General features: G+C 46.4%; 20 protein-coding genes and 1 pseudogene. 11 read left to right on the forward strand and 10 right to left on the reverse strand.

Annotated elements, in window-relative coordinates; genetic code table 11:
• From CTN_RS01800 to CTN_RS01845, 10 genes are read left to right on the forward strand one after another with little or no spacing between them, the layout of a single operon-like run.
• Positions 1–1,125 (forward strand): sugar ABC transporter substrate-binding protein, encoded by a 1,125-nt coding sequence (locus tag CTN_RS01800; RefSeq protein ID WP_015918859.1) that lies wholly within the window; start codon positions 1–3, stop codon positions 1,123–1,125.
• A gap of 42 nt (positions 1,126–1,167) precedes the next feature.
• The gene (locus tag CTN_RS01805) at positions 1,168–1,935 is read left to right on the forward strand and encodes an SDR family NAD(P)-dependent oxidoreductase (RefSeq protein ID WP_015918860.1); all 768 of its coding nucleotides are present in this window, start codon (positions 1,168–1,170) and stop codon (positions 1,933–1,935) included.
• Positions 1,929–3,419 carry a sugar ABC transporter ATP-binding protein gene (locus tag CTN_RS01810; RefSeq protein WP_015918861.1) on the forward strand — a complete coding sequence of 497 codons (1,491 nt, stop codon included), beginning with the start codon at positions 1,929–1,931 and terminating at the stop codon, positions 3,417–3,419. The genes CTN_RS01805 and CTN_RS01810 overlap by 7 nt, the downstream gene beginning before the upstream one ends.
• Entirely contained in the window at positions 3,416–4,432 is a 1,017-nt protein-coding gene (locus CTN_RS01815; RefSeq protein ID WP_015918862.1) for an ABC transporter permease, read from the forward strand. The genes CTN_RS01810 and CTN_RS01815 overlap by 4 nt, the downstream gene beginning before the upstream one ends.
• Positions 4,433–4,444: 12 nt before the next feature.
• Positions 4,445–5,467: a Gfo/Idh/MocA family oxidoreductase gene (locus CTN_RS01820; protein WP_015918863.1), complete on the forward strand. Its 1,023-nt coding sequence runs from the start codon at positions 4,445–4,447 to the stop codon at positions 5,465–5,467.
• 44 nt (positions 5,468–5,511) lie between these two features.
• Positions 5,512–6,522: a zinc-dependent dehydrogenase gene (locus tag CTN_RS01825; protein ID WP_244857409.1), complete on the forward strand. Its 1,011-nt coding sequence runs from the start codon at positions 5,512–5,514 to the stop codon at positions 6,520–6,522.
• Between the two features lie 17 nt (positions 6,523–6,539).
• Positions 6,540–8,096 carry an FGGY-family carbohydrate kinase gene (locus tag CTN_RS01830; protein WP_038066558.1) on the forward strand — a complete coding sequence of 519 codons (1,557 nt, stop codon included), beginning with the start codon at positions 6,540–6,542 and terminating at the stop codon, positions 8,094–8,096.
• Positions 8,080–8,925: a GntR family transcriptional regulator gene (locus CTN_RS01835; protein ID WP_015918866.1), complete on the forward strand. Its 846-nt coding sequence runs from the start codon at positions 8,080–8,082 to the stop codon at positions 8,923–8,925. The genes CTN_RS01830 and CTN_RS01835 overlap by 17 nt, the downstream gene beginning before the upstream one ends.
• A gap of 14 nt (positions 8,926–8,939) precedes the next feature.
• Entirely contained in the window at positions 8,940–10,379 is a 1,440-nt protein-coding gene (locus CTN_RS01840) for an aldehyde dehydrogenase family protein (RefSeq protein WP_015918867.1), read from the forward strand.
• A 13-nt stretch (positions 10,380–10,392) separates the two neighbouring features.
• Positions 10,393–10,929 (forward strand): glucose-6-phosphate isomerase family protein, encoded by a 537-nt coding sequence (locus CTN_RS01845; protein ID WP_038066562.1) that lies wholly within the window; start codon positions 10,393–10,395, stop codon positions 10,927–10,929.
• Positions 10,930–10,948: 19 nt separating this feature from the next.
• Here the strand turns inward: CTN_RS01845 and CTN_RS01850 are convergent, their stop codons facing one another.
• From CTN_RS01850 to CTN_RS01870, 5 genes and pseudogenes are all read right to left on the reverse strand, one after another.
• Positions 10,949–11,908, reverse strand: a complete 960-nt coding sequence (locus tag CTN_RS01850; protein WP_038066565.1) for a potassium channel beta subunit family protein — start codon at positions 11,906–11,908, stop codon at positions 10,949–10,951.
• 13 nt (positions 11,909–11,921) lie between these two features.
• On the reverse strand, positions 11,922–12,899 hold the full coding sequence (locus CTN_RS01855) for a Gfo/Idh/MocA family protein (protein ID WP_038066570.1): 978 nt from the start codon (positions 12,897–12,899) through the stop codon (positions 11,922–11,924).
• 59 nt (positions 12,900–12,958) lie between these two features.
• Positions 12,959–13,447 carry a DUF6512 family protein gene (locus CTN_RS01860; protein ID WP_038066572.1) on the reverse strand — a complete coding sequence of 163 codons (489 nt, stop codon included), beginning with the start codon at positions 13,445–13,447 and terminating at the stop codon, positions 12,959–12,961.
• Between the two features lie 97 nt (positions 13,448–13,544).
• Positions 13,545–15,563, reverse strand: coding sequence for a beta-galactosidase (locus CTN_RS01865; protein ID WP_015918872.1), 2,019 nt, complete (start codon positions 15,561–15,563; stop codon positions 13,545–13,547).
• 46 nt (positions 15,564–15,609) lie between these two features.
• Positions 15,610–17,586 (reverse strand): annotated as a pseudogene (locus tag CTN_RS01870) (ABC transporter substrate-binding protein).
• A 292-nt stretch (positions 17,587–17,878) separates the two neighbouring features.
• Here CTN_RS01870 and yicI point away from each other — a divergent pair.
• Positions 17,879–20,170, forward strand: a complete 2,292-nt coding sequence (gene yicI, locus CTN_RS01875; RefSeq protein WP_038066575.1) for an alpha-xylosidase — start codon at positions 17,879–17,881, stop codon at positions 20,168–20,170.
• Positions 20,171–20,185: 15 nt separating this feature from the next.
• Here yicI and CTN_RS01880 read toward each other — a convergent pair whose 3' ends face one another.
• Genes CTN_RS01880 through CTN_RS01900 form a run of 5 tightly spaced genes read right to left on the reverse strand, consistent with a single transcriptional unit; the run spans position 20,186 to position 26,217 of the window.
• Positions 20,186–21,607 carry an L-fucose/L-arabinose isomerase family protein gene (locus CTN_RS01880; RefSeq protein WP_015918876.1) on the reverse strand — a complete coding sequence of 474 codons (1,422 nt, stop codon included), beginning with the start codon at positions 21,605–21,607 and terminating at the stop codon, positions 20,186–20,188.
• Positions 21,604–22,941, reverse strand: coding sequence for an alpha-L-fucosidase (locus tag CTN_RS01885; RefSeq protein WP_015918877.1), 1,338 nt, complete (start codon positions 22,939–22,941; stop codon positions 21,604–21,606). The genes CTN_RS01880 and CTN_RS01885 overlap by 4 nt, the downstream gene beginning before the upstream one ends.
• 17 nt (positions 22,942–22,958) lie before the next feature.
• Positions 22,959–23,780, reverse strand: a complete 822-nt coding sequence (locus CTN_RS01890; RefSeq protein ID WP_038066578.1) for a class I fructose-bisphosphate aldolase — start codon at positions 23,778–23,780, stop codon at positions 22,959–22,961.
• 17 nt (positions 23,781–23,797) lie between these two features.
• Positions 23,798–25,243: an FGGY-family carbohydrate kinase gene (locus CTN_RS01895; protein ID WP_015918879.1), complete on the reverse strand. Its 1,446-nt coding sequence runs from the start codon at positions 25,241–25,243 to the stop codon at positions 23,798–23,800.
• Between the two features lie 17 nt (positions 25,244–25,260).
• Positions 25,261–26,217, reverse strand: coding sequence for a mannitol dehydrogenase (locus CTN_RS01900; RefSeq protein WP_015918880.1), 957 nt, complete (start codon positions 26,215–26,217; stop codon positions 25,261–25,263).
• Positions 26,218–26,224 lie beyond the last annotated feature (7 nt).

The raw sequence follows: 26,224 nt of genomic DNA on the forward strand, positions 1-26,224 counted from the left end.
ATGAGAGGGTTGCTGGTTCTGGCTGTTCTGATGCTGTCGGTTCTGCTGCTGGCACAGGAGATTCCTGAGATCGTCATAGGTTGGGCCCCACCTGACATCACTGGAGTTTTCAAGACCGCCACAGACTTCTTTAACAAAGCTGCCGAAGAGGCCAAGAAACACGGTATTCCTGTGAAGGTTATAACAAAAGCACCACAATCACACACTGCGTTCGCTGATCAAATCAAGATCATTGAGGATTTCATCCAGAGAAAGGTGGATGTTATAGCCATCTCCCCCATCGAAGTTGAGGTTGTAAAACCCGCTCTGAAAAAGGCTAAGGAAGCAGGTATTCCCATTATCGTCGTTAACTTGCTTGAGCCGATTGAAGGGCTCGATGTGGATTGTTACATAGGATTTGACAACACCGTAGCTGGTATGATCTCTGCTTACGCTGTTATCGATTACTTCGGAGGGCCTGGTGTGCTGGGAGAGGGTGAAAACCTCAACGTTCCTCCTGAAGCCTACTTGGATCTCGGTTTCTGGCAGGCAATCTATTCACCTCCGATGATCGAAAAAATCAAGGATAAGATAAAGGCACGTGGAGCCATCATCGAGGGAATAGCCGGTGGATTCTTCTCGACTGCCAGGCTCAGAGGATTTCACGCGGTGATCGATCAATTCCCAGGAATAGAGATAGTCACAACGCTTCCCGCAGATTGGAACAGGGAAAAAGCCATAAAGGTGGCGGAAGATATTCTAACAGCTCATCCAAAAGGTACTCTGGACTTCATATGGGCCGCCTCCAATGAAATGGGACTCGGTGCCATGCTGACGTGTGAAAGAATGGGAAGAACGGAAGTCAAAATTTTCACAAACGACGGCACCCCAGAATCTGTACAGCGAATACGGGAAGGAAGAATCATTGCGGAAACATGGCACGGGTTCCCGGAGTGGGGCTGGTACGGTACCAAGTACGCCGTGATGCTCGCTCTCGGGTTGAAAGATCTGGTACCACAGTTTGTGGATATCAGACCAAGAACAGAGTGGAAAGGAAACGCGGATATGTTCTATCCGAACACTTACTTGGAACCAACAGACTGGGAAGCGATCAAAGCAGAGTATCTTAAGAGACAGAAGAAATGAGAGGGGAGGGATCCCCTCCCCTTTAACCAAGGGGGGAGAGAGATGGATTTAAAGCTGAAGAATAAGGTAGCAATCGTGACTGGTGGAGGCGCCGGGATTGGTGAGGCTACATGCAAACTCTTAGCTGAGGAAGGAGCCATCGTAATAGTAACCGATATGGATGAAGTGAATGGAAAAAGAGTCACTTCCGAGATATCACGGATGGGAGGAAAGGCTGAGTTTTTCAAGATGGATGTGAGCAATGTTGACGAGATTGAAAAGGTGGTAAAAACTGTTGAAAAGGAATATGGAACGATAGATGTCTTGGTGAACAACGCGGGTATCTACGCAAAGGGAAACGTCCTGGAAATCACGGAACAAGATTTCGAGAAGCTGGTGGCGGTGAATGTCAAAGGTGTTCTTTTTTGCACAAAATATGTGGCTGAGGTTATGAAGAGAAATGGAAGAGGAACCATTGTGAACGTAGCCTCAGAGGCAGGTCTGGTCGGAATAAAAGGACAGGTGATATACAATCTGACGAAGGCTGCGGTGATATCCATCACCAAAAGTTGCGCGGTGGATCTGGCTCCATATGGAATAAGGGTTAACGCTGTATGTCCGGGAACCACTATGACTCCGTTGGTCGAGAAAGCCCTGAAGATGGAAAAATCTCCCGAGATGGTGAAGAAACAACTGGAATCTTCTCGCCCTCTGAATCGATTGGGGGATCCTTCGGAGATAGCGGCAGCTATTGTTTTTCTCGCGTCTGATGTGCCCGGGTATGCTACAGGTGCGATTTTCCCGATCGATGGGGGTTACACCGCATGGTGAAGGAACCGATACTTGTTCTGAAGGGAATCACGAAAGAGTTTCCCGGGGTGAAAGCTTTACAAAGTGTAGATCTGGAAGTATTTCCAGGAGAAATACATGCTCTTCTCGGAGAGAACGGAGCCGGAAAAAGCACCCTCATGAAGATCATCAGTGGGATAATAGAACCGGATAGTGGTAGCATCGTACTGGATGGAAAGAAAGTCAGGTTTAGAACACCTAGGGAGGCTTTGAACGCTGGTATAGCTCTTGTGCATCAAGAACTCTCACTGATACCTTCTCTTAGCGTCGCTGAAAACATATTCCTGGGACGGTGGCCGAGGGGGATCTTTGGGATAGACTGGTCTTACATAAACGATCGAGCTCAAGAACTTTTGAAAAAGTTCGATCTCAGGATCAATCCTAGAGCTCTCGTGAGAGACCTGAGCGTAGCAGAGCAACAAATAGTTGAAATCTTAAAAGCGATCAGTCAACCCCATGTGAAACTACTCCTTCTGGATGAACCCACATCGGCTCTCAGTGAAGACGAAGTTGAACGGCTCTTTGAACTTCTCTTCGAGATTAAGAAAGAAGGAAAAGCCATCATATTTATTTCGCACAAACTTGATGAGGCCCTGAGGATAGCGGACAGAATTACTATTTTGAGAGATGGTAAAAAAATAATCACAGCCCCTAGAGGAGAGCTAACAGAGAGAGATGTTGTCTTTTATATGACAGGAAAACACCTTGAAGAGGAAGTGATTACACACGACTCTGTAGAAGGATCCCCCCTTCTATCTGTTCGCAATTTTTCAGCCGGTGTTGTAAAAAACGTGAATCTAGATCTCTACGCCGGTGAAATCCTAGCAATATTTGGACTGCTGGGATCAGGTCGTACAACTCTTGCACGTGGATTGTTTGGCTTAGAAAAAGCGGAGGGAGACATTCTCATCGAAGGAAATAAGGTGAGAATTTCTTCGCCCATCGATGCGATAAATGCTGGCATAGGATACTTACCGGAGGACAGAAGAGAAGCTCTTGTCTTCCAATTTTCGGTGTCCAAAAACATCACCCTTGCTAGCTTCAGAGAAATCTGTAGAAAGGGAATTCTCGACTTTAGAAAAGAGAGGGAACTGTCTTCTTCCCTTGTTGAGAAGCTGAGAATAAAGACACCCAGCTTAGACAAGAGAGTGATGTATTTGAGCGGTGGTAATCAACAGAAAGTTTTGCTGGCCAGATGGATATGCAGAAAACCCAGAGTACTCATTCTCGACGAACCGACCCGGGGAATAGACGTGGGTGCAAAGTATGAAATAAGACAACTGGTCAGGGAGCTCGCAAAAGAAGGAATGGGCATTATTTACATCACTTCAGAAGCACAAGAAGCTGTTGAGGTGGGAGATCGTATTGCTATTATGAGAAATGGTAAGATAATCAAAACTTTGAAAAATATTAACTTATCGAAGGGAGATATTCTTGCAGAGGCGGGAGGAGCTGTGAGAGCATGAAGGAAAACGTTTTGAAAATGACAACCGGAACCAGCAGATTAAAAGTGATGAGCAACATCCTTATTAGAGGAGGATCACTGGTAGGACTTTTGGGATTGGTGATAGTCTTCTCTGTTCTCTCTCCATATTTCTTCACCATCAGCAACTGGCTCAATATTCTCAGACAGGTTTCTGTACTCTTGATCTTAGCATCCGCCCAGACGATGGTGATCATCTCTGCGGGTATAGATCTTTCCGTTGGAGCAATACTGGCTCTTGGTGGGTGCTTGGCTGCTGTTGCGATGAGTTATTGGGGTTGGAATTTCCTTCTTGGCTCACTTCTTGGTGTAGCTGTCGCCACACTGGTTGGATTCTTCAATGGTTCCATCATCACAAAAGGAAGAATACCTGATTTTATCGCCACATTAGGAATGTTGGGAGCTGTCAGAGGAGTAGCACTCCTCATAACAGGTGGTCTGCCCGTACCTTCACATTTCACAGCCACTGCGCTCAAGGGATACCTTCCAGAAGCTCTCATCTGGTTAGGAAGTGGTGACATAGGACCGGTACCAGTTCCCGCCCTGGTCGCTCTCATAATGGTACTTATTACATGGTTTGTGCTATCACGAACATGCCTCGGTCGCTCGATTTATGCGGTGGGAGGAAACAGAGAAGCAGCCAGAGAATCAGGAATAAATGTTGACAAGGTGAAGACGATAGTTTACACCTTGTCGGGATTGTACGCCGGTATAGCAGGATTGGTTATGGTGGGAAGGATGAATTCGGCAAACGCTCTGATGGCAGAGGGTATAGAGCTAAACACGATAGCAGCCGTTGTTATAGGAGGTACCAACCTCTTTGGCGGTGAAGGAAGTGTCCTTGGAACATTGATAGGTGCTCTGCTGATCGGTGTGTTGAGTAACGGCTTGAACCTCCTAGATGTAGAACCTTTCTGGCAGAAAGTAATCAACGGTCTTCTCATCATAATCATTGTTGTGTTCGATCAATGGAGGAGAAGAAGACTCACAGCATGAGGGGGTGCAACGATGGTTAACCTGTGTGTCATAGGTGCTGGAAGGGTGGGAAAACATCATACAAGTGTTATCACTCGCAGAATACCGAAGGGGAGAGTAGTTGGTATTTACGACAAAGATCAGGAACTCACAAGAGAGGTGGCAAGCGAATTCGGTATAAGAGCGTACAGCAGTATTGAGGAAATAGGAGAGGATCCCACAGTAGACGCTGTGATCATCACAACTCCTACATTCACTCATCACTCGATAGCTACCTACTTTATGAGCAAGAAAAAACATGTCTTTTGTGAAAAACCCCTTGCTATCACTTTAGAAGAAGCGTACGATATGAAAAGAGTGCTCGAAAACTCAGGAGTCAAGTTCCAAATAGGTTTTATGAGACGTTTCGATAGTGGATTCAGAGAAGCCAAAGAAATCATAGAGAACGGATTACTTGGCGATATCATGTCCATCAGAAGTATCACGAGGGGTCCTGGTTTACCTCCGGAGTGGGCATGGGATGTCGAGAAAAGCAACGGCTTCCTGGCGGAAGTGAACAGCCATGATTTTGACAGTGTAAGGTGGCTCTGCGACTCCGAGTTTGTGGAAGTATTTGCCTACGGGAAGGCCAGAAAGGAGAAAAAGATTCTTGAGAAGTACCCAGATTTTTACGACACATCGGTGGTCAGCTTTCTCCTGGAAAACGAGACGATAGGAGTCATAGAGGGAAGCTGTCCTGTTGAGTACGGTTACGATGCAAGGGTAGAAGTACTGGGAACAAAAGGGCTGTTGATGATCGGTGATGTTCAGGATCATCAATCAGTACTCTTCTGTGAAACGGCGAAGAAGTCCGTGAGAAAGACTATAGGAGGATGGAGGGACAGGTTCAAAGAAGCCTACATACTGGAACTGGAAAACTTCATAGAGTCCATTTTGAATGATAAAGAGCCTTCACCCAGTATAGAAGATGGAATAAAAGCGTTAGAAGCGGTGATAGCTGCAAATAAGTCCATCAAAGAAGGAAGACCGGTGAAAATTGAGGAGGTACGAAAATGAAGGCCTTTGTTTTTGAAGGTGTTAATCGAGTTGCCTTGAAAGAAGTGAGCGAACCCAAGTTGTGCGAAGAAGGAGCGGTGATTAGAGTTGTCTCTGCCGCAGTCTGTGCCACCGATGTGAAGATATACAAACACGGCCATTTCAAAATAAAAGACGGAGAAAGCAGAATTTTAGGGCACGAGATTTTTGGTGAAATATATGAAATTTCCGATGGTTTTTCTGACAGATTCCCCGCTGGTACAAAGGTGTTTGTGGCTCCGAACATCGGATGTGGTAAATGTAACTACTGTCTGGTGGGTAAGTATAACTTGTGCCCAGATTATGACGCCTTCGGTATAACGCTAGATGGAGCATTAGCTGAGTACATGTTCATACCTGCCAGAGCGTTTGAACAAGGAAATGTTATGAAAGTTAAGGAAAATGAAGATGAGGTGTTTACACCCCTCGTTGAGCCCCTCTCCACGTGCGTTTATAATTTGAACAACATCTCGATAAAACCGGGAGATAAGGTTTTAGTGTTTGGGGCAGGATTCATGGGATCACTGAACGCCCTGGTCGCAAAACACATGGGGGCTTCGTTTGTAGCAGTGGTAGATCCGAAGAGAGAAAGACTCGAAAAAGCGAAAGAGATCGGTATCCATTATCGCCTGGACCCTTCTGTTGAGGATATCAAGAAAGTTTCCTGGGAGATCACCGAAGGTCAGGGCTTCGATGTGGTGATTGTCACTGCGCCACTCCCAGAGGTGCAGGCTCTCTCTTTGGAAATCGTCGCAAAACTAGGAAGGGTGAGTTTTTTCGCTGGTCTCCCAAAAAAATCTAACTTCCCGAGTATCAACACGAACCTGATTCACTACAATCAACTGGTACTCACCGGTACTACAGGAGCAGATGTTGAGTACTACAGAAGGGCACTCGAAATGTTTCATCATCGGGACGATTTAAGGGAGGACATAAAGAAATTAGTGACTTCCGTGGTTACTCTTGAGGAGTTGCCCGAGGCTTTCGAGAGATTGACACAGGGAATTGAATTGAAGGTTGTTGTAAAAACAGAGTGATTGAGGTGGGATGTTTCATGTTCTACATTATGGGGGTTGATTTGGGAACTACGAATGTTAAGGCGGCAATTTTCGACGAAAACGGAAAACACGTAGCAGAAGATTCATTGGAAGTTCCTCTCAGACAGCCCAAACCGGGATGGGCTGAACAAGATTTGAACGAGATTCTGTCCGTGGCAACATCGTGTATTCGAAATACACTCGAAAAAGCAAATATAGATCCATCAAAAATCGTCGGAATAGCCTTTGATGGCCAAATGTCTGGCCTTGGAGCTGTTGATAAAAATCTTGAACCTGTCATGCCCTTCGATTCGTGGTTGGACACACGTTGTACTCCTTATATAAAGAAAATGTACAAATATGCTGATTTGATCATTCAGAGATCCGGTGGTGCTCCTGGCTACTCTCATGGTCCCAAGATTTTAAGGTGGAAAGAAGAAATGCCGGAACTCTTCGACAAAATATCAAAGGTTGTGGTACCAGCAACTTACGTTGCTTCAAAACTCGCAGGCCTGAAAGCGAGCGATGTCTTCATTGACTACACGTATCTTCATTTTTCAAATGTATGTGACTTGAAAAATATTCGATGGGACGAGGAATTGTGCCAAATGTTTGGAATCCCCGCAGAAAAACTTCCTCGCATAGTGAAACCGTGGGAAATCGTTGGAAAGTTATCAAAAGAAGCCTCCTCCAAAACGGGTTTGCTTGAGGGAACACCGATAATAGCTGGATGTGGTGACCAAGCATCTGCCATGTTGGGTGTTGGTATTGTAGAACCATACATTCTATTTGATTCCGCTGGAACAGCGAGCGTTCTGGCTCTCTCGATAGACGATTTCAGGCCAGATATGAAACATAAAGTGTTACTCACAGCTCGTTCCGTACTGCCTGAACTCTGGTATGCGATTGCTTTTATAAACGGTGGAGGGCAAAATTTGAGGTGGTTCAGGGATGTATTCGCATTCTCTGAAAAGGAAGTGGCAAAACACCTGCAAAGAGATCCCTATGAAATTCTTAACGAGGAAGCGGAAAGACTCTCTCCAGGGAGTGATGGTATCATTTTCGTACCTCATCTGGGAGGACGAATGTGCCCACCACAACCACACTTCAGAGGTGTCTGGTTCGGGTTCAACTGGGGCCATAGCAAAGCGGGTTTTTACCGTTCCATCCTCGAGGGTATAGCTTACGAATACAGCTTCTATCTGGAGATCATAAAAGACCTTTTCCCCGATGCGTCCTTCAAATACACCATTGTCGTGGGTGGTGGAGCGAAGAGTGATCTCTGGAATAAGATCAAGGCGAGTGTTCTAGAAATGCCTTACGTAAAAGTTAACAGAAGGGAAGGAGCAGTCTTCGGAACAGCCGTCCTGGCAGGGTACGGTTCCGGGCTCATAAGGGATATAAAAGATTTCATAAAAAGAGTAGTAACAATAGAAAAGACCATGGAACCTGTCGAAGAGTGGAAGAAAGTTTATGAAAGATACAGAAAGTTTTACAGAAAACTTCTCATTGAAACAGATCACTTATTCTTGGAGTTTTTGGAGGGCGAGTGTGACCATGACAGAAGAAATTAAAAAACTCAGTTTCAGTTTGAAAAAGGATTCTCCTGTTCCTCTGTACCATCAGGTCGAAGAGATACTTTACCGTTGGATAACAGAACATATGAAACCTGGAGAGATACTGCCCAGCGAAAAAGAGCTCTGCGATATCTTCCAGGTGAGTAGAAGCGTCATTAGACAGGCGCTAGGGAATCTGGTGAATCGTGGTGTCATAGAGCGTCAGAGAGGAAAAGGTACCATTGTCGCCAGACCAAAGATAAATGAATATTTGATGGCTAAACTGATTGGTTTCTACGCAGACATGAAAGCGCAAGGATTGACGCCTGTCACTAAACTCCTCTCCCAGGAGATCATAGAAGCTGATGATATACTAGCCTACTATCTGGATCTGAACGTGGGAGACAAGGTCGCCAAAATAGAGAGATTGAGATACATAGAAAACGAACCTATTCTTACGGTGACCACCTACATTCCATACAATCTTTGTCCCACTATACTAGAAGAAGACCTTGAAAATAATTCACTCTACGAAATCTTGAAAAGTAAATACAACATCAATCTCATATGGGGAGAAAGAATCATAGAGGCAATCACCGCTGAAAGTCGGGATGCGAAGCTGTTGAAAGTGAAGAAAGGAGCGCCTCTTCTTTTCCTGAGAAGTATAACCTACACCGAAAACAACGTACCAGTTGAATACTATGAAGCGAAGCACAGAGCAGATCGCACACGATTCATAACTCGTCTATTTATGGTGCCTGTTAGCAATGAAACACTCACCAAGGCTCTCAGTGCGCATTCAAAGCTCTCGAAATTCTTCAGTAAGGATTATGAATCCTTAACATAGAGGGAGGGAAAAGCATGGTTTTCAAATGTATCGTGAACGGAAATCTCATCGAATCAAAGACTGGTAGAGTCTATGAGGTAAGAAATCCCGCCAACACCAAGGAGATAGTGGGAAGAGTACCTCTCCTGTCCGGCGAAGAAGTCGAACAAGCCATAGTATCTGCTCATAGGGCTTTTAAAGAATGGAGCACCACGCCTCCCGCAAAGAGAGCCGAAATCATAAAGAAAGGTGTAGAAATAGCGCGGAAAAAATTGGAAGAAATCGCAAGGCTCTTAACATTAGAGAACGGAAAGACCCTGAAGGAGGCTAAAGAAGAGGTAAAAGCTTCTCTTGACTCAATAGAATATTTTGCAGAAGGTGCTCTGAGAATCCTCGGTGAAACGTACCCAACCAACAGCGAAAACAGGTTGAGTATAGTTGTCAAACAACCGGTGGGTGTTGTATCAGCTATCGTCCCATGGAACTATCCTTTGTTACTTCTAGCCTGGAAAATCGGGCCTGCTCTGACAACAGGTTGTACGGTAGTTGCAAAGCCCGCTCATGTTACTCCCCTGTCGACATTGAAAATGGCTGAGTGTTTCTTGGAAGCAGGTCTACCCGCCGGTGTGCTGAACATTGTCACGGGTGACGCAAGAGAAATAGGAAAAGTTTTACTAACGCATCCACTGATCGCGAAGATAGCCTTTACGGGAAGTACGAACACAGGAAGGATGATCATGAAAGAAGCCGCAGATACAGTGAAAAGGTTAACTCTGGAACTGGGAGGAAACTGCCCTCTGGTGGTCTTCGAAGATGCCGATCTCAAAGAAGCGGTAAAAGGCGCCGTGAGGAGAGCCTTCAGGAACGCGGGACAGGTTTGCAATGCCATCAACCGCATCTACGTACATCGGTCCATCTACAAAGACTTTTTGGATCTTTTCCTGGAGGAGACGAAAAAAATAAGGGTGGGAAATGGCCTGAGAGAGGACGTGGACATGGGGCCTTTAACCACCGAGGAGGGGTGGAAGAGGGTTAAAGAGTACGTGGAGGAAGCCGTGGCAAAGGGTGCAAAGATACTGTATGGTGGTAAAAAACCAGAGGGTGAAGAATACGAAAAGGGCTATTTCTTCGAGCCCACGATTCTTGTTGATACAGATCACTCAATGAAGGTGGTGAAGGAGGAAGTGTTCGGCCCCACGGCTCCTGTGATGACTTTTGATACATTCGACGAGGCGATAGAGAAGGCTAACGATACGAATTACGGTCTTGTCGCATATGTTTATACGAAGGATCTGGGGAAGGCTCTCAGGGCTTCCCTGTTGATTGAGAGTGGAACGGTGGGAGTGAACAATGTCTCTGGGGGAGAGTATCCATATCCTTATGGAGGGTGGAAACAGAGCGGATTCGGAGTGGAAAATTCTCATCACGTTTTCGATGAGTACTTGAACATCAAACACATCAGGATTGATTTCTAAGGAGGGAAAAGACATGAAACCGTTTGTGGTCAATTTCAGCGATATTGGTATAGATTTTAAAGGCAATCATATTGTGAGGAAATACAATGACATAAAACATATTTTCAAAACCACAGATCCTACATTGGAGAGAGAAAATCCTGTGATTTACGAGGTTTTTGAAGGGCCCATTCAAGAAAAAGAAGGCGAACTCATGTTTCTAATCACTATTCTTTATCCGGGCACTGTGAACGGAGAATTTTTCATGACAAAAGGACACTACCATACAGTAGAAAATACAGCCGAAGTTTATCTGGGTCTACGTGGTAAAGGATTGATTCTCTGTCAGACGAAAAAAGGTGAATTTGAAGCCGTAGAGATAGGGCCGAACAAGGTGGTATACATCCCACCATTCTGGGCGCACAGGACTGTGAATATATCGGACGAACCCCTGATCTTTTTCGCCGTTTATCCTGCTCACGCAGGTCACGACTATGAAACTGTTGAAAAAGAAGGTTTTAAAAAGAGAATCTTTAGGGGAGATAATGGTATTTTGTTTGTGGAACAATAAAGGCGCCGTCCGGCGCCTTTTATTCATTCAGGATCTTTTCTATCTCTTCCATTACTTCATCTGTGAGTTTTTCTTTGATCTCGACTGCTTTCAGGTTCTCTTCGAGCTGTTCTGGTCTGCTCACTCCGAGAATGACACTGCTGACGTTTTTGTTTTTCAAGATCCACGCGATGGCAAGCTGTGGAAGGCTCGCTCCGAGCTGGTCCGCTATATTCTGGAGTTTTCTGAGCTTTTCGAAGGTTTTTTCGTTGAGAAGACCTCCCTCTTCAAGCCACTTCCTCACCTGCGGGAACGTGGCAAGTCTTGAATTCTCTGGAATTCCGTTGTTGTATTTTCCAGAAAGAAGGCCAGACGCGAGAGGTGAATAAGTAGTCAGCCCCATGCCGTACTTTTCGTAGAGAGGTGCGTACTCTTTTTCCACCCTTTCTCTCACGAACATGTTGTACTGCGGTTGCTCCACGATGGGAGGCATGACGCCCAGTTCCTTACAAACCCTGTGCGCTTCCTCTATCTCCTTTGCACTCCACTCAGAGGTTCCCCAGTAGAGTGCAAGCCCTTCTCTCAAAATGTAGTCCATCGCGAAGACAACTTCTTCCATGGGAACGTTCGAATCGGGTCTGTGACAGTAGAGGATATCCACGTAGTCCATCTGAAGCCTCTTCAAAGAGTTCCAGGTCCCCTCGAGAAGATGCTTCTTCGAAAGCCCCAGATCGTTCGGGCCACTTCCACCCCAGAAGATCTTCGTGGAAACGACGAGGTCCTCTCTTCTGAAGTTCTTGAGTATTTTTCCAAGCATCGCCTCTGCTATTCCACCCGCGTACGCCTCTGCCGTGTCGAAGAAGTTTATTCCACTGTTGAATGCCTTTTTCACCACTTCTGTGGCAGTATCGAGGTCGAGCTGTTTTCCAAACGTGAGCCAGGATCCAAGAGAGAGTTCGCTGATCTTGACACCCCATTTTCCTACTTTTCTGTACTCCATCGAAGACACCTCCTTACAGTAGACTTGAAACGAACACTCTGTTTCCCCCCGATTTCACACAGGCTTCTATAAATGCAAGATCCTTCAGAGCCTGAACCGGACTTCCCAGATCGTTCGATTTTCCCTCCACAACCACGTGATAGAAATCTTCAAACTCTTTCTGGTAGCTGTTTTCCTGTGGAACTCTTATTTCCTCTTCGTTCAGAACGATCCTGTCCCAGGCTATGGAAATTTTTCCATTCGTTCCTGTGATTTCAAACCGCTCTTTTCCCTTCAGAGAGTACGAAACCGTGTAGTTTCCGACTGTGCCGTTTTCGAACTCGAATATAGAGGAAAGAAAATCCATTCCCCCGAGAAGCGGAGAAAGATCCTTCGCAACGGCGGAAACCCATTCTATCTCACCAAGAATCAACCTCATCGCCGCTGCGTGGTGCACACCGCCGTCCGAGAGAAAACCTCCAACGTGTTTCGGTTTCTTCCTCCAGTCGGTGTGGACGTACTCGTTGCTTTCGTCCATCCCCACCCAGATCTGCCAGCTCATGAAAACAGGATCACCTATCGACCCGCTCTCAACGAGCTCTTTCGCCTTCCAGAAGGCCGGAACGTGTCTGAAATTTTCCGCGATGTAGACTGTCTTTTCAGACTTTTTTGACAACTCGACAACTTTCTTTCCCGTTTCCACGTCCGTTGAGATGGGTTTTTCACAGATCACATGGACTCCTTTTTGAAGAGCCTTCTCAATGAACGGGAGGTTCAATTCAACGGGAAGTGTGAGGTCGACCGCGTCAACAAGACCAGAATCCAAAAGTTCCTCGTAGCTATCGAAAACAACAGGATTTCCGACCATTTTCGCGAACTCTTCAGCGTGAGACTTCGTTCTACTCGTGACAGCCGTGATCTCAAAGAGATGGGAAAGGTTCTTCAGAGCAGGAAGGTGCAGCTCTCGAGCGGCGATTCCACACCCCACAACACCCAATCTGATCTTTCTCAAAGGCTTCACCTTCTTTCATGTGGTTTCCAAATACATTATAGTTTGAAAATGTTTTCATTTCAATGTTCAGTGAAGACGTCGATCCAAGGTTTTTCAAATGAAAAAGCGGTGTAGAAGATTATGGAGATGATGAAAAGTACAACTATCACTGTTTTGAAATCTGTTCCGATAGAGTTTCTTTCCAGATTTCTCTCGAAAATTTCCGACAGGATCGCAGCAAGGAAGGTTACCACAAAAGCCCAGGAAAGATCCACAGCAAGCGATTCGATGTGTCCAAAGAACACAGGAAGCATGTACCAGATGAGCACTATGAACCAGGGAAGAAGAACTGTTGATAGGATACGAGGATACCAGAACCCGTGTTTTTTCTTCGCGAAGAAATACTCGATGATATTCGTGAAAAAGTACGCCCAGAAGCCGATCTTGAGATGTTCAAAGACAGACTCGTCAACTCCACAGATGGGCTTTAAGAATTCCCAGCCGGAGAGTTCGTAGCCAAAGTGAAGAACAGCGTAGATACCCAGAAAGATCAAAGCCTTCCAGAGCATCATCACACCTCCCCTATACGAAGCTTGTACAAATTCTAACACCAGAACAAAAAAGGGCGGAAATCCGCCCTTGAACACACTCCTGTTGGTAAAACTCTCACTCTTTCAGAAGGATCAAGACATCGAGCGGTTGCAGCCTCGCCTTTTTTTCATACGAATTTCCTTTGATCAGATCCCTGAACATTCCTTCCGGCAAGTCAACGATCTGCGGTTCATGAGAGTGATTGAAGAGAAAGTAGAAGGTCTTCTCTCCTTTGACTTTCTTTATCACCTCTACACCATCTGGCGGTGTGATCTCTGCTCTGAGATCGTGTTCTCTCTCTATGAACTTCACGAGATCCCATACAAGATCGAAAGACGCGGAAGAACCTACGTAGTAAACCCATCCACCACCGTATCTGTTTCTCAACACGGCAGGTTCGTTCATGTAATAGTCCCTTCCAAATCTTCCGAGCACTTCCGCAGTGGTGGTTTTTATGTAGTCAAACACCAAACTACACTCGTACCTTTTGCCAAACATCAAGATTTCGTTTTTCTCCTCAGGTGGCAAAGCATCTATTTCTTCCACACAGCCCCCCATAAGATCGCGAAGATAACCTGGATAACCTCCCAGAACAACCTGATCGTCTTCATCGACAATACCGCTCATTGTTGTGAGGATCAAGATTCCCCCGTTCGAGACGTAATCTTTCAGCTTCTGTGCAAGTTCTTCGCCCACCATGTAAAGCGCCGGAGCAACGATGATCCTGTATCCCTCAAAATTCTGATCTTTACCAACAACATCGACTCCAAGACCGGTTTTCACAAGTGCCTTGAAATACTTTTCTGCTTCGTTCAGGTACTTGAAGTCTATGTTCGGTGTCAGGGTGTCTTCCATCGCCCACCAGCTTTCCCAGTCGAACAGAAGGGCAGTCTGTGAGACTACTCTTGTGTCGAGAATATCCGATAGGGACTTTATCTCTTCTCCCACTCTCTTCACTTCCTGAAACACCCTCGTCCTGGTGCTGTCAACGTGTGTGATGACGGCCCCGTGGAACTTCTCCACACCACCCCTCGACTGTCTCAACTGAAAGAACATGAGAGTTTCGGCTCCATGAGCGAGAGCGTGATAACTCCAGAGTCTCATCTCACCAGGTCTTTTCTGGGGATTGTACCATCTCCAGCACGCCTGGGAAGGAGACTGTTCCATTAGAACAAAGGGCTGACCTTCTTTCAACCCTCGTATCAGAGAATGTCTCAACGAGATCACAGAGAAATCCTCTCTGTATCCGGGGTAGTTATCCCACGCTGCAACGTCCATGTGTTTTGCCCATTCGAAGTAGTTCCACTCTTTGAACGTGGCTGCGATCAGGTTCGTCGTGACCGGAACGTTCGGGGTGTGTTTCTTTATGGCCCGGTATTCTTCAAGGAAACATTCGAGCATGCTCTGCGTCATGAACCGTCTGTAGTCGAGGAACAGTTCTGGAAGAACGGATTGGTACCTATCTTTTCTCCAGAAAAGAACGCTCCTTGTTGTTGGAACGGGGATTTCCTCCCAGCTCGTAAACGTCTGCGACCAGAACCTCGTGTTCCACCTTCTATTCAGTTCATCGAGGGTACCGTACTTTTCCTTCAGCCAGTTCTGGAACTTTGCCCTGCACGTGTCGCAGTAACAGTAGTTCAGGTATTCGTTGTTCACGTGCCACAGAACAAGTGCGGGATGATCCTTGAAGTGTTCTGCGAGTTTTTCTGCGATATTTCTTGCAAAATATCTGTACTTTTCGCTGTTTGGACAGAAGTTCTGTCTGCCACCTTTTTCTCTTTTCACACCGTTCACGTCTGTGAGGAGTATTTCCGGGTACTTCTGCGTCATCCAGTGAGGAGGAGCGGATGTGGGAGTCGCAAGACAGACGTAGATGCCCTCTCTGTAAAGACGATCCATCACCTTCTCGAAAAACGAAAAATCGTAGGTGTTCTCATCCGGTTGCATCAGAGTCCATGAAAAGACACCGAGTGTTACCACGTTGATCCCTGCTTCTTTGAACATCTTGATGTCTCTTTCAAAGGTTTCCTCATCCCACTGCTCTGGGTAATAGTCCCCACCGTACCAGATCACAGGAAGTTTTGGATTGATCACCCTGTGTTCACCTCCAAAAAACCCCGGCGAGCGCCGGGGTGAATCGTCATTTCTGTTCTATGTAGAACTGTATCGGCATGGCGTTCCATGGGCTGAAGAACGGCGTTGCGGTCACCAGTTCTTCGGGTACATTCTTGAAGTTGTTCTTGACGATAGCGGGAGACACGTCCTCTCCCACAGTCCCTATCATCCAGAGGTTTTCTCTGTGGATCTTCGTCACTTCTTTCATGAGTTCCTTTATCTTCTCTGGATCGGGGGTGTTCTGGATCCCTTTCCAGAGGTCAAGCAGCCTTTCGAGTGGCTCTCTTATTCCCTCAGGAGGCACGATCGCATCTTCCTGCTGGAGGTATTCTTTTAGAGATTCTTCTCCTTCGAGGTAAGAACCTGCCCACTCAGCCCATCCAATGTACCAGGCAGCCGCGTACTCTGTACTTCCGGGAATGATCCACATGGGATCCACAAGGGGCTGACCTGCCCTGTCCATCACCCACGCCTGGGCATCGAACTCGTGTGCACTGAGCCTTGAATCGTAGAGGGACCTCTCAAGGTTTTCTATCTCGACCCACACACCGATCTGTTTCCAATACTCTTTCACCATCGTCCAGACATCAACGTGTGTCTGACCGGTGACCTGTATCGTGAACCTCAGAGGTCTTCCATCTGGAAGGAGTCTGTATTCGTGCTTGTCGTCCCACTTCAGTCCCATCTCATCGAGCAGTTTGTTCGCCCTGTCTGGATCGTACTCGGCGTACGCCTTTTCCCACTCAGGATCGTAGTATGGAGATCCACTCACGAAGGACGCCTGTCTTGGCTCTGCAAGGCCGTTGAAGAGTATCTCGTTGATCTCTTCTCTGTTGATGGCAAGTGAAAGTGCCTGCCTGAATCTCACATCCCTGAAGACTTCACCCAGAGCAGGATCTGGTGGATCAGAAATGTTCAGCATCACCATGCTCACAGAACCGTTGTCGGTACTCCATTTCAACACCTTGTATCCACCGGTCTTTGCGTTCTCGAGAAGGAGCGGCAGAACACCCGGACCAGGTCCCAGAAGACCTATGTGTCTCCACTGCATGTCGATTTCACCAGAGATCGCCTTCAGTATTATGACCTCACTGCTCTGAACGTACTCGTGCCTGATCCTGTCGATGTAAGGCAGTTGATTTCCTTCGATATCAACAGCTCAGAAGTACGGGTTTCTCTCGAGGATGTAGAACTGATCGGTGGGATCAGTCACAGGTTTCCACGGTGTTAGAACTGGTAGATCAAGACTTTCGAGAAAATCGCTCTTGTCGTCGAAGAGATCTACCCACGTGTTGTGCACACCGGGTACCATTTTCTTTTCTATCTCTTCCATCGGTGTGTACTTCGGGTGGAACTGTTTCAGGAAGTGCTTCGGTGCCCCTGTGAATCCTCTGTTTGCCACCTGAAGTAGGAACAGGGCGTAGGGCTGCTTGAATATGAACTTCACCGTGTATGGATCAGGTGCTTCAACCCTATCAAGGAGTCTGTACCAGGCGGGCTTTGCAGGGGTGAGGTCATCGTTTCCCAGGATGTCCTCTATCCAGAACAGAATGTCTTCCGAGGTGTAAGGATGACCATCTGACCACTTCGTTCCCTCTCTCAGATGAAAGACGTAGACCTTTCCGTCCTCGAGAATGTCCCAACCTTTCGCAAGACCCGGTACAAACTTTTCTCCGTTTTTATCCCAGAACACAAGGCTTGCCTGGTTGATCCTGGGAATTCCCCACCTGTCGGATGGTCCCTTCCAGACTCTTCTCCACGTGCCACCGTACTGTCCCACGCTCTCTTCGGGGACCACGACGAGCGGCTCTTTCGGAAGTCTTTCTTCGACGGGTGGAAGTTTTCCCTGTTTTACAAGTTCCGCAAGCATGGGTGCTTCATGGAATTTCTCGATCTTCTTCCCTGTTGCTTTGTAGTAATCTTCGGGTGTTGCATAGACACTCCAGGAAAGCCCTACCACAACAAGCAGCGAGATCATCAAAAAAGCGAAGACCTTTCTCATACGAACACACCCCCTTCGATGAATGATCTGCGAAAGATCGTTTCTTTTTTTCTACCAAACAATTTTCCCAACCATTATATTACCACCATCTCCCTCAGAAAAACAAACACAGAAAAATCCTATTTCCATGGTTTATTCACTGTTATCACAGATTATCGCCGTTTATCGTTCGATCTTCAATTTGAAACCGTATTTCCTGATTTGAAAATTTCATCAAGGAAATCTGTATTTGTATGAAAACATTTTCATGATAATCTTGATTAAAAATCAACTTCGCTTGAGGAGGGATAACATGCGGTTCATGGAGGGACTCTGGAGATTGAGGGAAGGGGTTCAGGTGTTCAGTGCGAAGCAGATATATGAATACTTCCGCGATGGAAAAAAACTTGTTCTTCACGTACCGTTCCAGAGAGTGGTGAGTCGCGGACAAACCCTTCAGGGCCCGGTTTTCGAGATCGAACTTTCCTCGCCGTTTGAAAACGTGATAAGGGTACAATTCAGGCATTTCAAAGGTGTTCAGCAGGGACTTCACTTTGAAACGTATCAGGACGAAAGTTTCGTTCCAGAGATCGTCGAAACAAACGACGGTTTGATCTTTTCCTCGGGGAAAACAAAGGCCGTTGTGAAGAAAGACCCCTTCAGCATTGAGTTCTTCTACGAGGATCGATTCCTCACAAGATCGACCCCCGGATACGCAATCGCCCCGGAAGGAAGGTTCTGTTTTGAGAGGCTCCACCTGAGCGTTGGAGAGTGTGTGTACGGCCTTGGAGAAAGGTTTTCTCCGTTTGTGAAGAATGGACAGAGGGTCATCATGTGGAACGAAGACGCAGGGACGATCTCCGATATGACGTACAAGAACATCCCCTTCTACGTGAGTAACAGAAAGTACGGGGTCTTCGTGAACGATCCCGGAAAGGTGGATTTCGAGATAGCAACAGAACATGTGGAAAAGGTTCAGTTCAGTGTGAAAGGAGAAACGCTGGATTACTTCGTCATTGCGGGAGAAGATCTGAAAGAAGTTCTGGAACGTTACACACTCCTCACGGGAAGACCTGAACTTCCACCTGCCTGGAGTTTTGGACTCTGGCTCACAACGTCCTTCACCACACAGTACGATGAGAAAACGGTGATGGAGTTCGTAGAGGGAATGAAAGAGAGGGATATCCCTCTCAGCGTTTTTCACTTCGACTGTTTCTGGATGAAGGAATTTCACTGGGTTGATTTCGAATGGAACAGGGAAAACTTTCCGGATCCAGAAGGCCTTTTGAAACGGCTGAAAGAAAAAGGCCTGAAGGTCTGTGTCTGGATAAACCCCTATGTATCGCAGTTCTCCAGTCTCTTTGACGAAGGAAAGAAAAAGGGCTACTTCCTGAAAAAATCAAACGGAGATGTTTGGCAAACGGACGACTGGCAACCGGGCATGGCGATCGTTGATTTCACGAATCCAGAAGCCAGAAAGTGGTTCGCTTCGAAACTGGAGAAATTGATAGATATGGGAGTTGACTGCTTTAAGACGGACTTTGGAGAGAGAATACCCACGGATGTGGTCTATCACGACGGATCCGATCCTGAGAAGATGCACAACTACTACACCTACCTGTACAACAAAACGGTTTTCGAAACCATTGAGAGAAAACTCGGAAAGAGAAACGCCGTCGTTTTCGCAAGATCCGCAACGGCGGGAAGTCAAAAATTCCCCGTTCACTGGGGAGGGGATTGTCTTGCCTCCTACGAGTCCATGGCAGAGACCCTGAGAGGAGGACTCTCTCTATCACTGTGTGGTTTTGGTTTCTGGAGCCACGACATCGGTGGTTTTGAGGACATCACAACGGCAGATCTGTACAAAAGATGGGTTGCTTTTGGCCTTCTTTCCTCCCACAGCAGGCTTCACGGTAACTCGATGTACAAGGTTCCATGGAACTTCGACGAAGAGGCAGTAGAGGTTCTCAGATTTTTCACGAAACTGAAATGCCGACTGATGCCGTACATCTTCTCCTGTGCAGTTGAAGCACATAAGAAGGGAATTCCCGTCATGAGACCCATGATTTTAGAGTTTCCAGACGATCCCACCTGTTCTTATCTGGACAAACAGTACATGCTTGGAGAATCGCTCCTCGTTGCCCCGATCTTCAGCGAAACTGGAGAGGTAACTTATTATCTTCCAGATGGAATCTGGACACATCTTCTCACGGGAGAAAGGGTGGAAGGAGGACGATGGAGAACGGAAAGGTACGACTATTTCGGTCTTCCTCTCTTTGTGAGACCGAACACCATCCTTCCCACGGGAAACACAGACAACAGGCCAGACTACGACTATGCAGACGGTGTCACGCTGAACGTCTTTGAAATATCCAGCAAAACGGCGAATGTCTACAACACATCCGGTGATCTCGAACTGTCCGTGAAGGTGGAAAGGAAGGAGAATGAAATACACGTTGAAGTTCTGAGGAACTCAGGGAAACCCTGGAAATTGTTCTTCTGGAATGAAAGAGTTGAAAACTTCGAAGGAGCAGAAATAGAAGAGACAGAAAAGGGAACAGCGGTAATCCTCAGATCTCAGAAAGCCATCCTGGAAGCAAAATGAGGGCGCGTAGCGCCCTCATTTCATCAAAACAAAATCGATACCGGCGATCTCACAGAAGATCCTGATCTCTTCCACGTAGTCTCCATAGACACCGTGGATGTGGTTGGAGGAATACCTGGACAAGAATTCATCTATCGGTGTTTCCATCTTCAAAAACGCGTGCGGCCAGTTGTTCTGTATGCTGTCTGCTATCTCGTAGTTCTTCTCCTCTCCAAAGTCTACAAACTCTCCAGGAACAACCGTGAACCTGTATCTACCACCTTCTCTTGTGAGTCTTCCAAGTGTCACCCTTCCAGGAGCTGCTATGTGTTTCACCGCAGCTCCACCTGCAGGGAAGTAGAAGGTCTGTGGGTAAAACTCCACCTTTTTCATGTTCTCATCCGGCTCGAACGATCTGACCGCAAAGTACGTGGCGTGGTTTCCTGAGTTGCACAGGTCCAGTATGTCGTACTCTTTTACGTAATGCCTCACGTCTGCAAAGAGCACCGGTGTTTTTGCGATCAGTTTGAATATCTGCATCGTGAGTGCACCGTCGGAATCTGCTTCTGTTGCACACACGATCGGTTCGTGCTTTCCTTCCCAATCGTAAGGATCGTTCAGGAAGGCCTCTGTCACGTCCATGGTGACAAAGTGTTCTGTGAGTTCGAGCTGACCTTTTATCCCCACAAAATCCAGTTCCATCTCTTCGATGATCTCTCTTACCGCGTGGTAGCTCTTTATCTGAAGTTCAAGTTTTTCCGGTGTGAGATATTTTCCATCGTAGTGGACCGCTTTCGCTTTTTCCTCTATCCAGAGTCTTCCTTTCCTTGCTCTTTCGTCAGGTATCTGCTGGCTTCTTCGAACGATCTCGAACTGGTCTATGTGTTCTACGTCCACTCCAAAGATCTTGTTCCACAGGTCCACGTTCGGAACAGCCGTGTACATCCCCATCGATCTTCCACCGAACACACCGTACCTTTGCCCTCTCAACTTCTTGTATGTGCTCCCTGCCCTGATGAACGCCAGAACTTTTCTGAGAACCTTTTCGTCTTCTATATCTCCCCACATCCTGTAGTGCTTTGTCCCATCCTGTTCCAGTGCTCCTGCTGCAGAAAGCATTGCCACCATCCCAGGATACTGGGGATTTATGTTGGAAAAGAGAAGAAAAGGCCCCGGTGCAAATTTGCTAGCAAGTACTGTAAAATGTGGAAACGCCCATACCGCGTAGTTGAATATCGTCACCTCTGCTCCCTCTTCTGCCAGCCTTTTTGCCTCTTTTTTCGCTATCGATGGCTTCCACACGACTTCTTTTGCCCTGATGACCTCCACCTCTCCTGTCTCTTCCAGTGTCCTTGCTATTTTGTCTTCGAACCCTTTCACGATTTTCTCCAGCTCTTTGTGTACGTACTCTCTCCCGTCAGAAAAACTGATGAGTCCTACTTTGTACTTTTCCTTCATTCTTCCACCACCTCTAGAACAAGGGTTATGCTGTCTGTTTCGAGGAGTTTTCGTGGAACGATGATTTCCACACCTTCTTCTGTGTTGTGGAATTTCAACCTTTCGCCCGTCAGAAAATGTCTTACCGCCCCAGATAGAGTGATATCTCTGATCGCGACTTTTTCCCCATCTGGAATTCCAAGAAAGATGATGAAGTACCTGTTGTTCTTTCTGGTAAAGCGAATTTCCATGCCATCTTTTGTTTTCGCACAGCACTTCCTCCATACGGAAGAGCCGTATATCACATCACCGTACTTTTCAAGCCATTTTCCAAGACCAAGAAGCCTTTCCTTCTGAAGATCAGGAATGGTTCCGTCTCCCTTTGGACCTACGTTCAAAAGAAGGTTTCCACCTTTACTCACCACATCCACCAGTGTGTACACAAGTTGCTCAACAGAGAGCATGTGTTCTGGGCCCTCGTTCTGGTTGTAGCCAAAGGAAAGTCCTATTCCCCTTGTGAATTCCCATTTATAACCTGGCAGATCTTCTGGATAGTTCACATGGTACTCCGCTGTTTTGAAATCCCAGTGTGGAACACCCCACCTGTCGTTCACGGCACCTTCCGGATGCTTGTTGTAATAGTAAGCAAAGAGATATTTCAAATCTTCTTTGCCCTTCTCGGGCCAGCCCATATCGTTCCAGAGAATATCGGGCAGATACAAATCTATGAGCTCCATGACCTGTTTGTAGGTGTAGTCTGCATACTCATAGGTGTGGGGTCTTATGTAGGAGAAATCCTCCGGATACCTTATCGGCTCGGTCGTAAAGCGCCAGTCCAGACCACCCGAGTAATAGACACCAAATCTCAAACCGGTGTCTCTAACAGCTTTTGCAAGTTCCCTTATGAGATCTCTTCTCGGCCCTTTCTTCACAGCGTTGAAATCCGTGTACCTCGTCCCCCAAAGGCAGAAACCGTCATGATGCTTTGTGGTCGGAATGACGTACTTCGCACCCGCTTTCTTGAAAAGATCAGCCCATTCGTAAGGATTCCATCTCTCCGCCGTGAAGAGGTCTGTAAAGCGATCGTACTCAAAGTTTTCACCGTAGGTTTTCACGTGATATTCCCAGGTGGGACTTCCCTTGATTCTGAGTGAGTTCTCATACCATTCAGCGTACGGGTTCTGAAAAAACCACACATCCATCGACACCTTTCCAAGTTCCCCGGTGGGTGTTGCCCAACCTGGAACAGAATAAAGTCCCCAGTGGATGAAGATCCCAAACTTTGCCTCATCGAACCATTTTGGAAGAGCATGCTCTTTCAGTGATTCCCATGTGGGGTTGTAGCGGGGTTTCATTGCTCATCACCTCTTTGCTATAGATCGTAGCTCTGAACAACCTCCTCATATTTCAATCCATCGTGTATGATGGATTTCAAAACCGTCAGAACTTCCTCCATGTTTTCTCTTTGCCACACGTTTCTTCCGAACATAATTCCTTTTGCGCCTGACTCTATCGATTCCTGGACTGTCTTTAAAATCTGTTTCAAGTCGTCTGACTTCGGCCCTCCCAGCACAAAGACAGGAACATGAAGCCTATGAATTATCCGAGAAAGACGGTCTTCTCCCAAGAACTGAATCTTCAGAATGTCCGCTCCTATCTCTACAGCTATTCTCGCAGCAGATTCTATGAGATCAGGCTCATTTCTTTCTGAAGAATTCTCTTCCCACAGGACCGGCTCGACTACTAGCGGCATATCCCAGCGTTCGCATTCTTCGACTGTTTCAGCAATTACCCGAACAACCTCAGCCTGTGCACTTTTTTCCAATCCCCAGGGGAAGAGAATCTTCACGGCGTCCACTGCCATCTTCACCGCCTGCTCTACAGAGTGTATCAACCTATGGGTGAATACTTTTTCGAATCTCCCTGGAATGGTTGAACCCACTGGGAAATCTATTGTAAGAATTCTGGCAGGGGCATTTTTCCCTTCGAACAGGTGTTCCGTCAGCTTTGCTATACCAGGGCTCAACAGAACTCCGTCCACGCCACAGGATATCGCTCTCTCTAAAGTCTTCACAGGATCTTCTAGTCCCTCTACGTTTCCAAATATTAAACCGTGATCTAGAGCAATAATAAGAGATCTTCCAGATTTCGGATTTAAAAGTTTTGAGAACCTCACTGCTTTCCCACCATACATCTGATTCACTCCTTATTTTAGAACCCGTAAATTCTGTTTCTGAGTTTTAGATACTCGAGGTATTTTTTCTGGAAATACTCACCTTCGTCTGGCTGGAAATACTCGTACTCAAAATTCTGTGAAGCTTCTTTGAAAAACTCTTCCCAATTCTTTTGGCCAATCTTTGCAATTTTGGCTATCATGGCAGCACCAAGGGCAACACTCTCGTGGACAGAAAGGACCTTTACAACTTTGCCAAAGACATTTGCTTTTACCTCCAACCACTCCCTTAGTTGACTGCCACCGCCTGTTGCCACAATCTCGTAGTCTTTCAATCCCAGTTTCTCGAATCCATTCAGACAGCTTCTCATTTCAAAAGCGGTTGATTCAAGAACAGTTGAGATGATAACATCCCGATCATCCGTGTCTTTCAGATTGAAGAATGCACCGCCGATTTCTTCCCTGTCGAACGTGCCACGAAGATAGGGGAAGAAGAAGACCGCGTTCTTTTGATATTTAAATGTCCTGAAAACAGAGTAATCCTCCTTAAGAATTTTGTTGAGAAGCCAGTCGATACAAAATCCACCCGTGGGAAGCCCTGTGAGAAGATAGTATTTACCAGGGATACAGTGAAAACCAGCCTGAAATATACTCGGAGCCTTTTTCAAGTACTTCTTTAGGGTTTCTTTGCTAACTGTCCAAAGTGCAGCCTCTGTCGTACCGGAGGAATCTAGTAACTTGGTTTCATCGTGAACACCGGCAGCATAGGAAGCGGTTATATGATCCTGCCCAGCTGTGGTCACAACTGTGTCCTTTGGAAGACCAGTCTCTTCAGAAATCTCTTTTCTTATTATTCCTCGAGAAGCACCGCTATCAACAACCTCCGGAAGATGCTCTTTCGGAATACCAGATGCCTCCACCAGTTCTTCATCCCACTTCCCGGTGAGTATATTCATCAAAAGTGTTCTTGAAGAGAGCACCCTATCCATCGCAATGTTTCCTGTCAACAAAAAGGCTATCAAACTTGCTACATCAAGCCATTTGTAAACTTCTTTGGCCAGTTCTTTGTTGTTCTTGTAAAACCTCTTCATTTTGAACACCGAGTATATCCACGAAGGCCACAATCCCGTTTTTTTGAATATCACATCCGATGGAACTTTTTTTAGAAACTCCCTGTATTCTTCCAGCACGTTCTTGTTGTACCACATCATCCCGTCCTGGAGTACTTCTCCATCCTGCGAAATTGGAAACACCGTCTCTCCGAGTGAAGAGATGCCGATAGCTTTTATCTTATCTTTTGTGCTCTCTGGAATTGATTTGAGAGAACTCAGAATCTCCACAAAAAGCTTTTTTGATGACAAAAGATCCCCCTCTTTGCTGGAAATCACTGGTGTTTTGAATTTTTTCAAAAACACAACTTTGAAATCATCATCGAACACCAGAACTTTTGTGTTGGTTGTCCCAACGTCTATTCCACAGTACACAAATGATCCCCCACTTTTTAGGGAGCAAAAATTCCTTTCATCAACGCTTTTTTATGAGACGACAGATACTCTCTTACTCCGTTGAGATCCAACCGGTCGGTGACGAGTTTCTCAAAAAGAAACTCCCCTGATTCTATGATCTTCACTGCTTCCTTCATGGTGAACGGATTGAGATAAGAACCGAGTATCTTCATCTCCTTCCGATAGATCTCAAAGGGTGAGATGTCGATGGTTCTGTTCTTTGCTATAACACTGAACTGAAGGAGAGTTCCACCTTTTCCAACGTGATCGAAACACACTTTGAATCCCTCTGCTGTTCCAGAACACTCAACGGCAAGGTCGTATTCACCTTTCGGTTCATCCACCCTCAACTCAAACGTTTGAGTGACGAATTCTGCACGCTTTTCGTCCTTTTCTGAAAGAACAATCTCTGCACCTGGAAAGATCTTCTTGAACACCAAACCAAAGATCACACCTATACTGCCTGCCCCCACTATGAGGATCCTGTCGAAAAACCCGTGCTTTACCATCTTCACTCCTTCGAGAACACACGAGAGTGGTTCTGCAAACACCGCTCTCTCCACCGGTACATTTTTCAAGGGATAAACCTGTGAATTTTCCACAAGAACGTACTCCGCAAAACCACCCGGCTCTGTCACCCCTGTCGCCTGAAGATTTTCACAGAACTGGGGCATTCCTTTTCTACAGAAACTGCACTCTCCACAGGATCTGTTGGGATCTATCACGACCATCTGACCCTTTTCAAAAGCATCGGACTTTTCGACAACACCTGCGATTTCATGCCCTGGAACAACCGGATAGTTCGCGTTCGTTTCTCCTGAGAAGATCTTGTAATCAGTCCCACAGATGCCACAGGCAAGGACTTTCACAAGTGTCTGTCCTTTTCCAGGAACGGGCGTTTCCAGATCCACAACTTCTGAATCACCAGGACTTTCTATGAGAAGTGCTTTCATAACTTCC

The sequence above is a fragment of the Thermotoga neapolitana DSM 4359 genome (assembly GCF_000018945.1).
Taxonomy (GTDB): domain Bacteria; phylum Thermotogota; class Thermotogae; order Thermotogales; family Thermotogaceae; genus Thermotoga; species Thermotoga neapolitana.

What these genes read in the sequence shown, in the direction of transcription:
- CTN_RS01880 (WP_015918876.1), bottom strand. Translation starts at nt 21,607, where the DNA reads ATGAAGGAAAAGTACAAAGTAGGACTCATCAGTTTTTCTGACGGGAGA.
- CTN_RS01850 (WP_038066565.1), bottom strand. Translation starts at nt 11,908, where the DNA reads ATGGAGTACAGAAAAGTAGGAAAATGGGGTGTCAAGATCAGCGAACTC.
- CTN_RS01860 (WP_038066572.1), bottom strand. Translation starts at nt 13,447, where the DNA reads ATGCTCTGGAAGGCTTTGATCTTTCTGGGTATCTACGCTGTTCTTCAC.
- CTN_RS01815 (WP_015918862.1), top strand. Translation starts at nt 3,416, where the DNA reads ATGAAGGAAAACGTTTTGAAAATGACAACCGGAACCAGCAGATTAAAA.
- CTN_RS01900 (WP_015918880.1), bottom strand. Translation starts at nt 26,217, where the DNA reads ATGAAAGCACTTCTCATAGAAAGTCCTGGTGATTCAGAAGTTGTGGAT.
- CTN_RS01885 (WP_015918877.1), bottom strand. Translation starts at nt 22,941, where the DNA reads ATGAAACCCCGCTACAACCCCACATGGGAATCACTGAAAGAGCATGCT.
- CTN_RS01830 (WP_038066558.1), top strand. Translation starts at nt 6,540, where the DNA reads ATGTTCTACATTATGGGGGTTGATTTGGGAACTACGAATGTTAAGGCG.
- CTN_RS01890 (WP_038066578.1), bottom strand. Translation starts at nt 23,780, where the DNA reads ATGTATGGTGGGAAAGCAGTGAGGTTCTCAAAACTTTTAAATCCGAAA.
- CTN_RS01845 (WP_038066562.1), top strand. Translation starts at nt 10,393, where the DNA reads ATGAAACCGTTTGTGGTCAATTTCAGCGATATTGGTATAGATTTTAAA.
- CTN_RS01840 (WP_015918867.1), top strand. Translation starts at nt 8,940, where the DNA reads ATGGTTTTCAAATGTATCGTGAACGGAAATCTCATCGAATCAAAGACT.
- CTN_RS01835 (WP_015918866.1), top strand. Translation starts at nt 8,080, where the DNA reads ATGACAGAAGAAATTAAAAAACTCAGTTTCAGTTTGAAAAAGGATTCT.
- CTN_RS01810 (WP_015918861.1), top strand. Translation starts at nt 1,929, where the DNA reads ATGGTGAAGGAACCGATACTTGTTCTGAAGGGAATCACGAAAGAGTTT.
- CTN_RS01820 (WP_015918863.1), top strand. Translation starts at nt 4,445, where the DNA reads ATGGTTAACCTGTGTGTCATAGGTGCTGGAAGGGTGGGAAAACATCAT.
- yicI (WP_038066575.1), top strand. Translation starts at nt 17,879, where the DNA reads ATGCGGTTCATGGAGGGACTCTGGAGATTGAGGGAAGGGGTTCAGGTG.
- CTN_RS01805 (WP_015918860.1), top strand. Translation starts at nt 1,168, where the DNA reads ATGGATTTAAAGCTGAAGAATAAGGTAGCAATCGTGACTGGTGGAGGC.
- CTN_RS01800 (WP_015918859.1), top strand. Translation starts at nt 1, where the DNA reads ATGAGAGGGTTGCTGGTTCTGGCTGTTCTGATGCTGTCGGTTCTGCTG.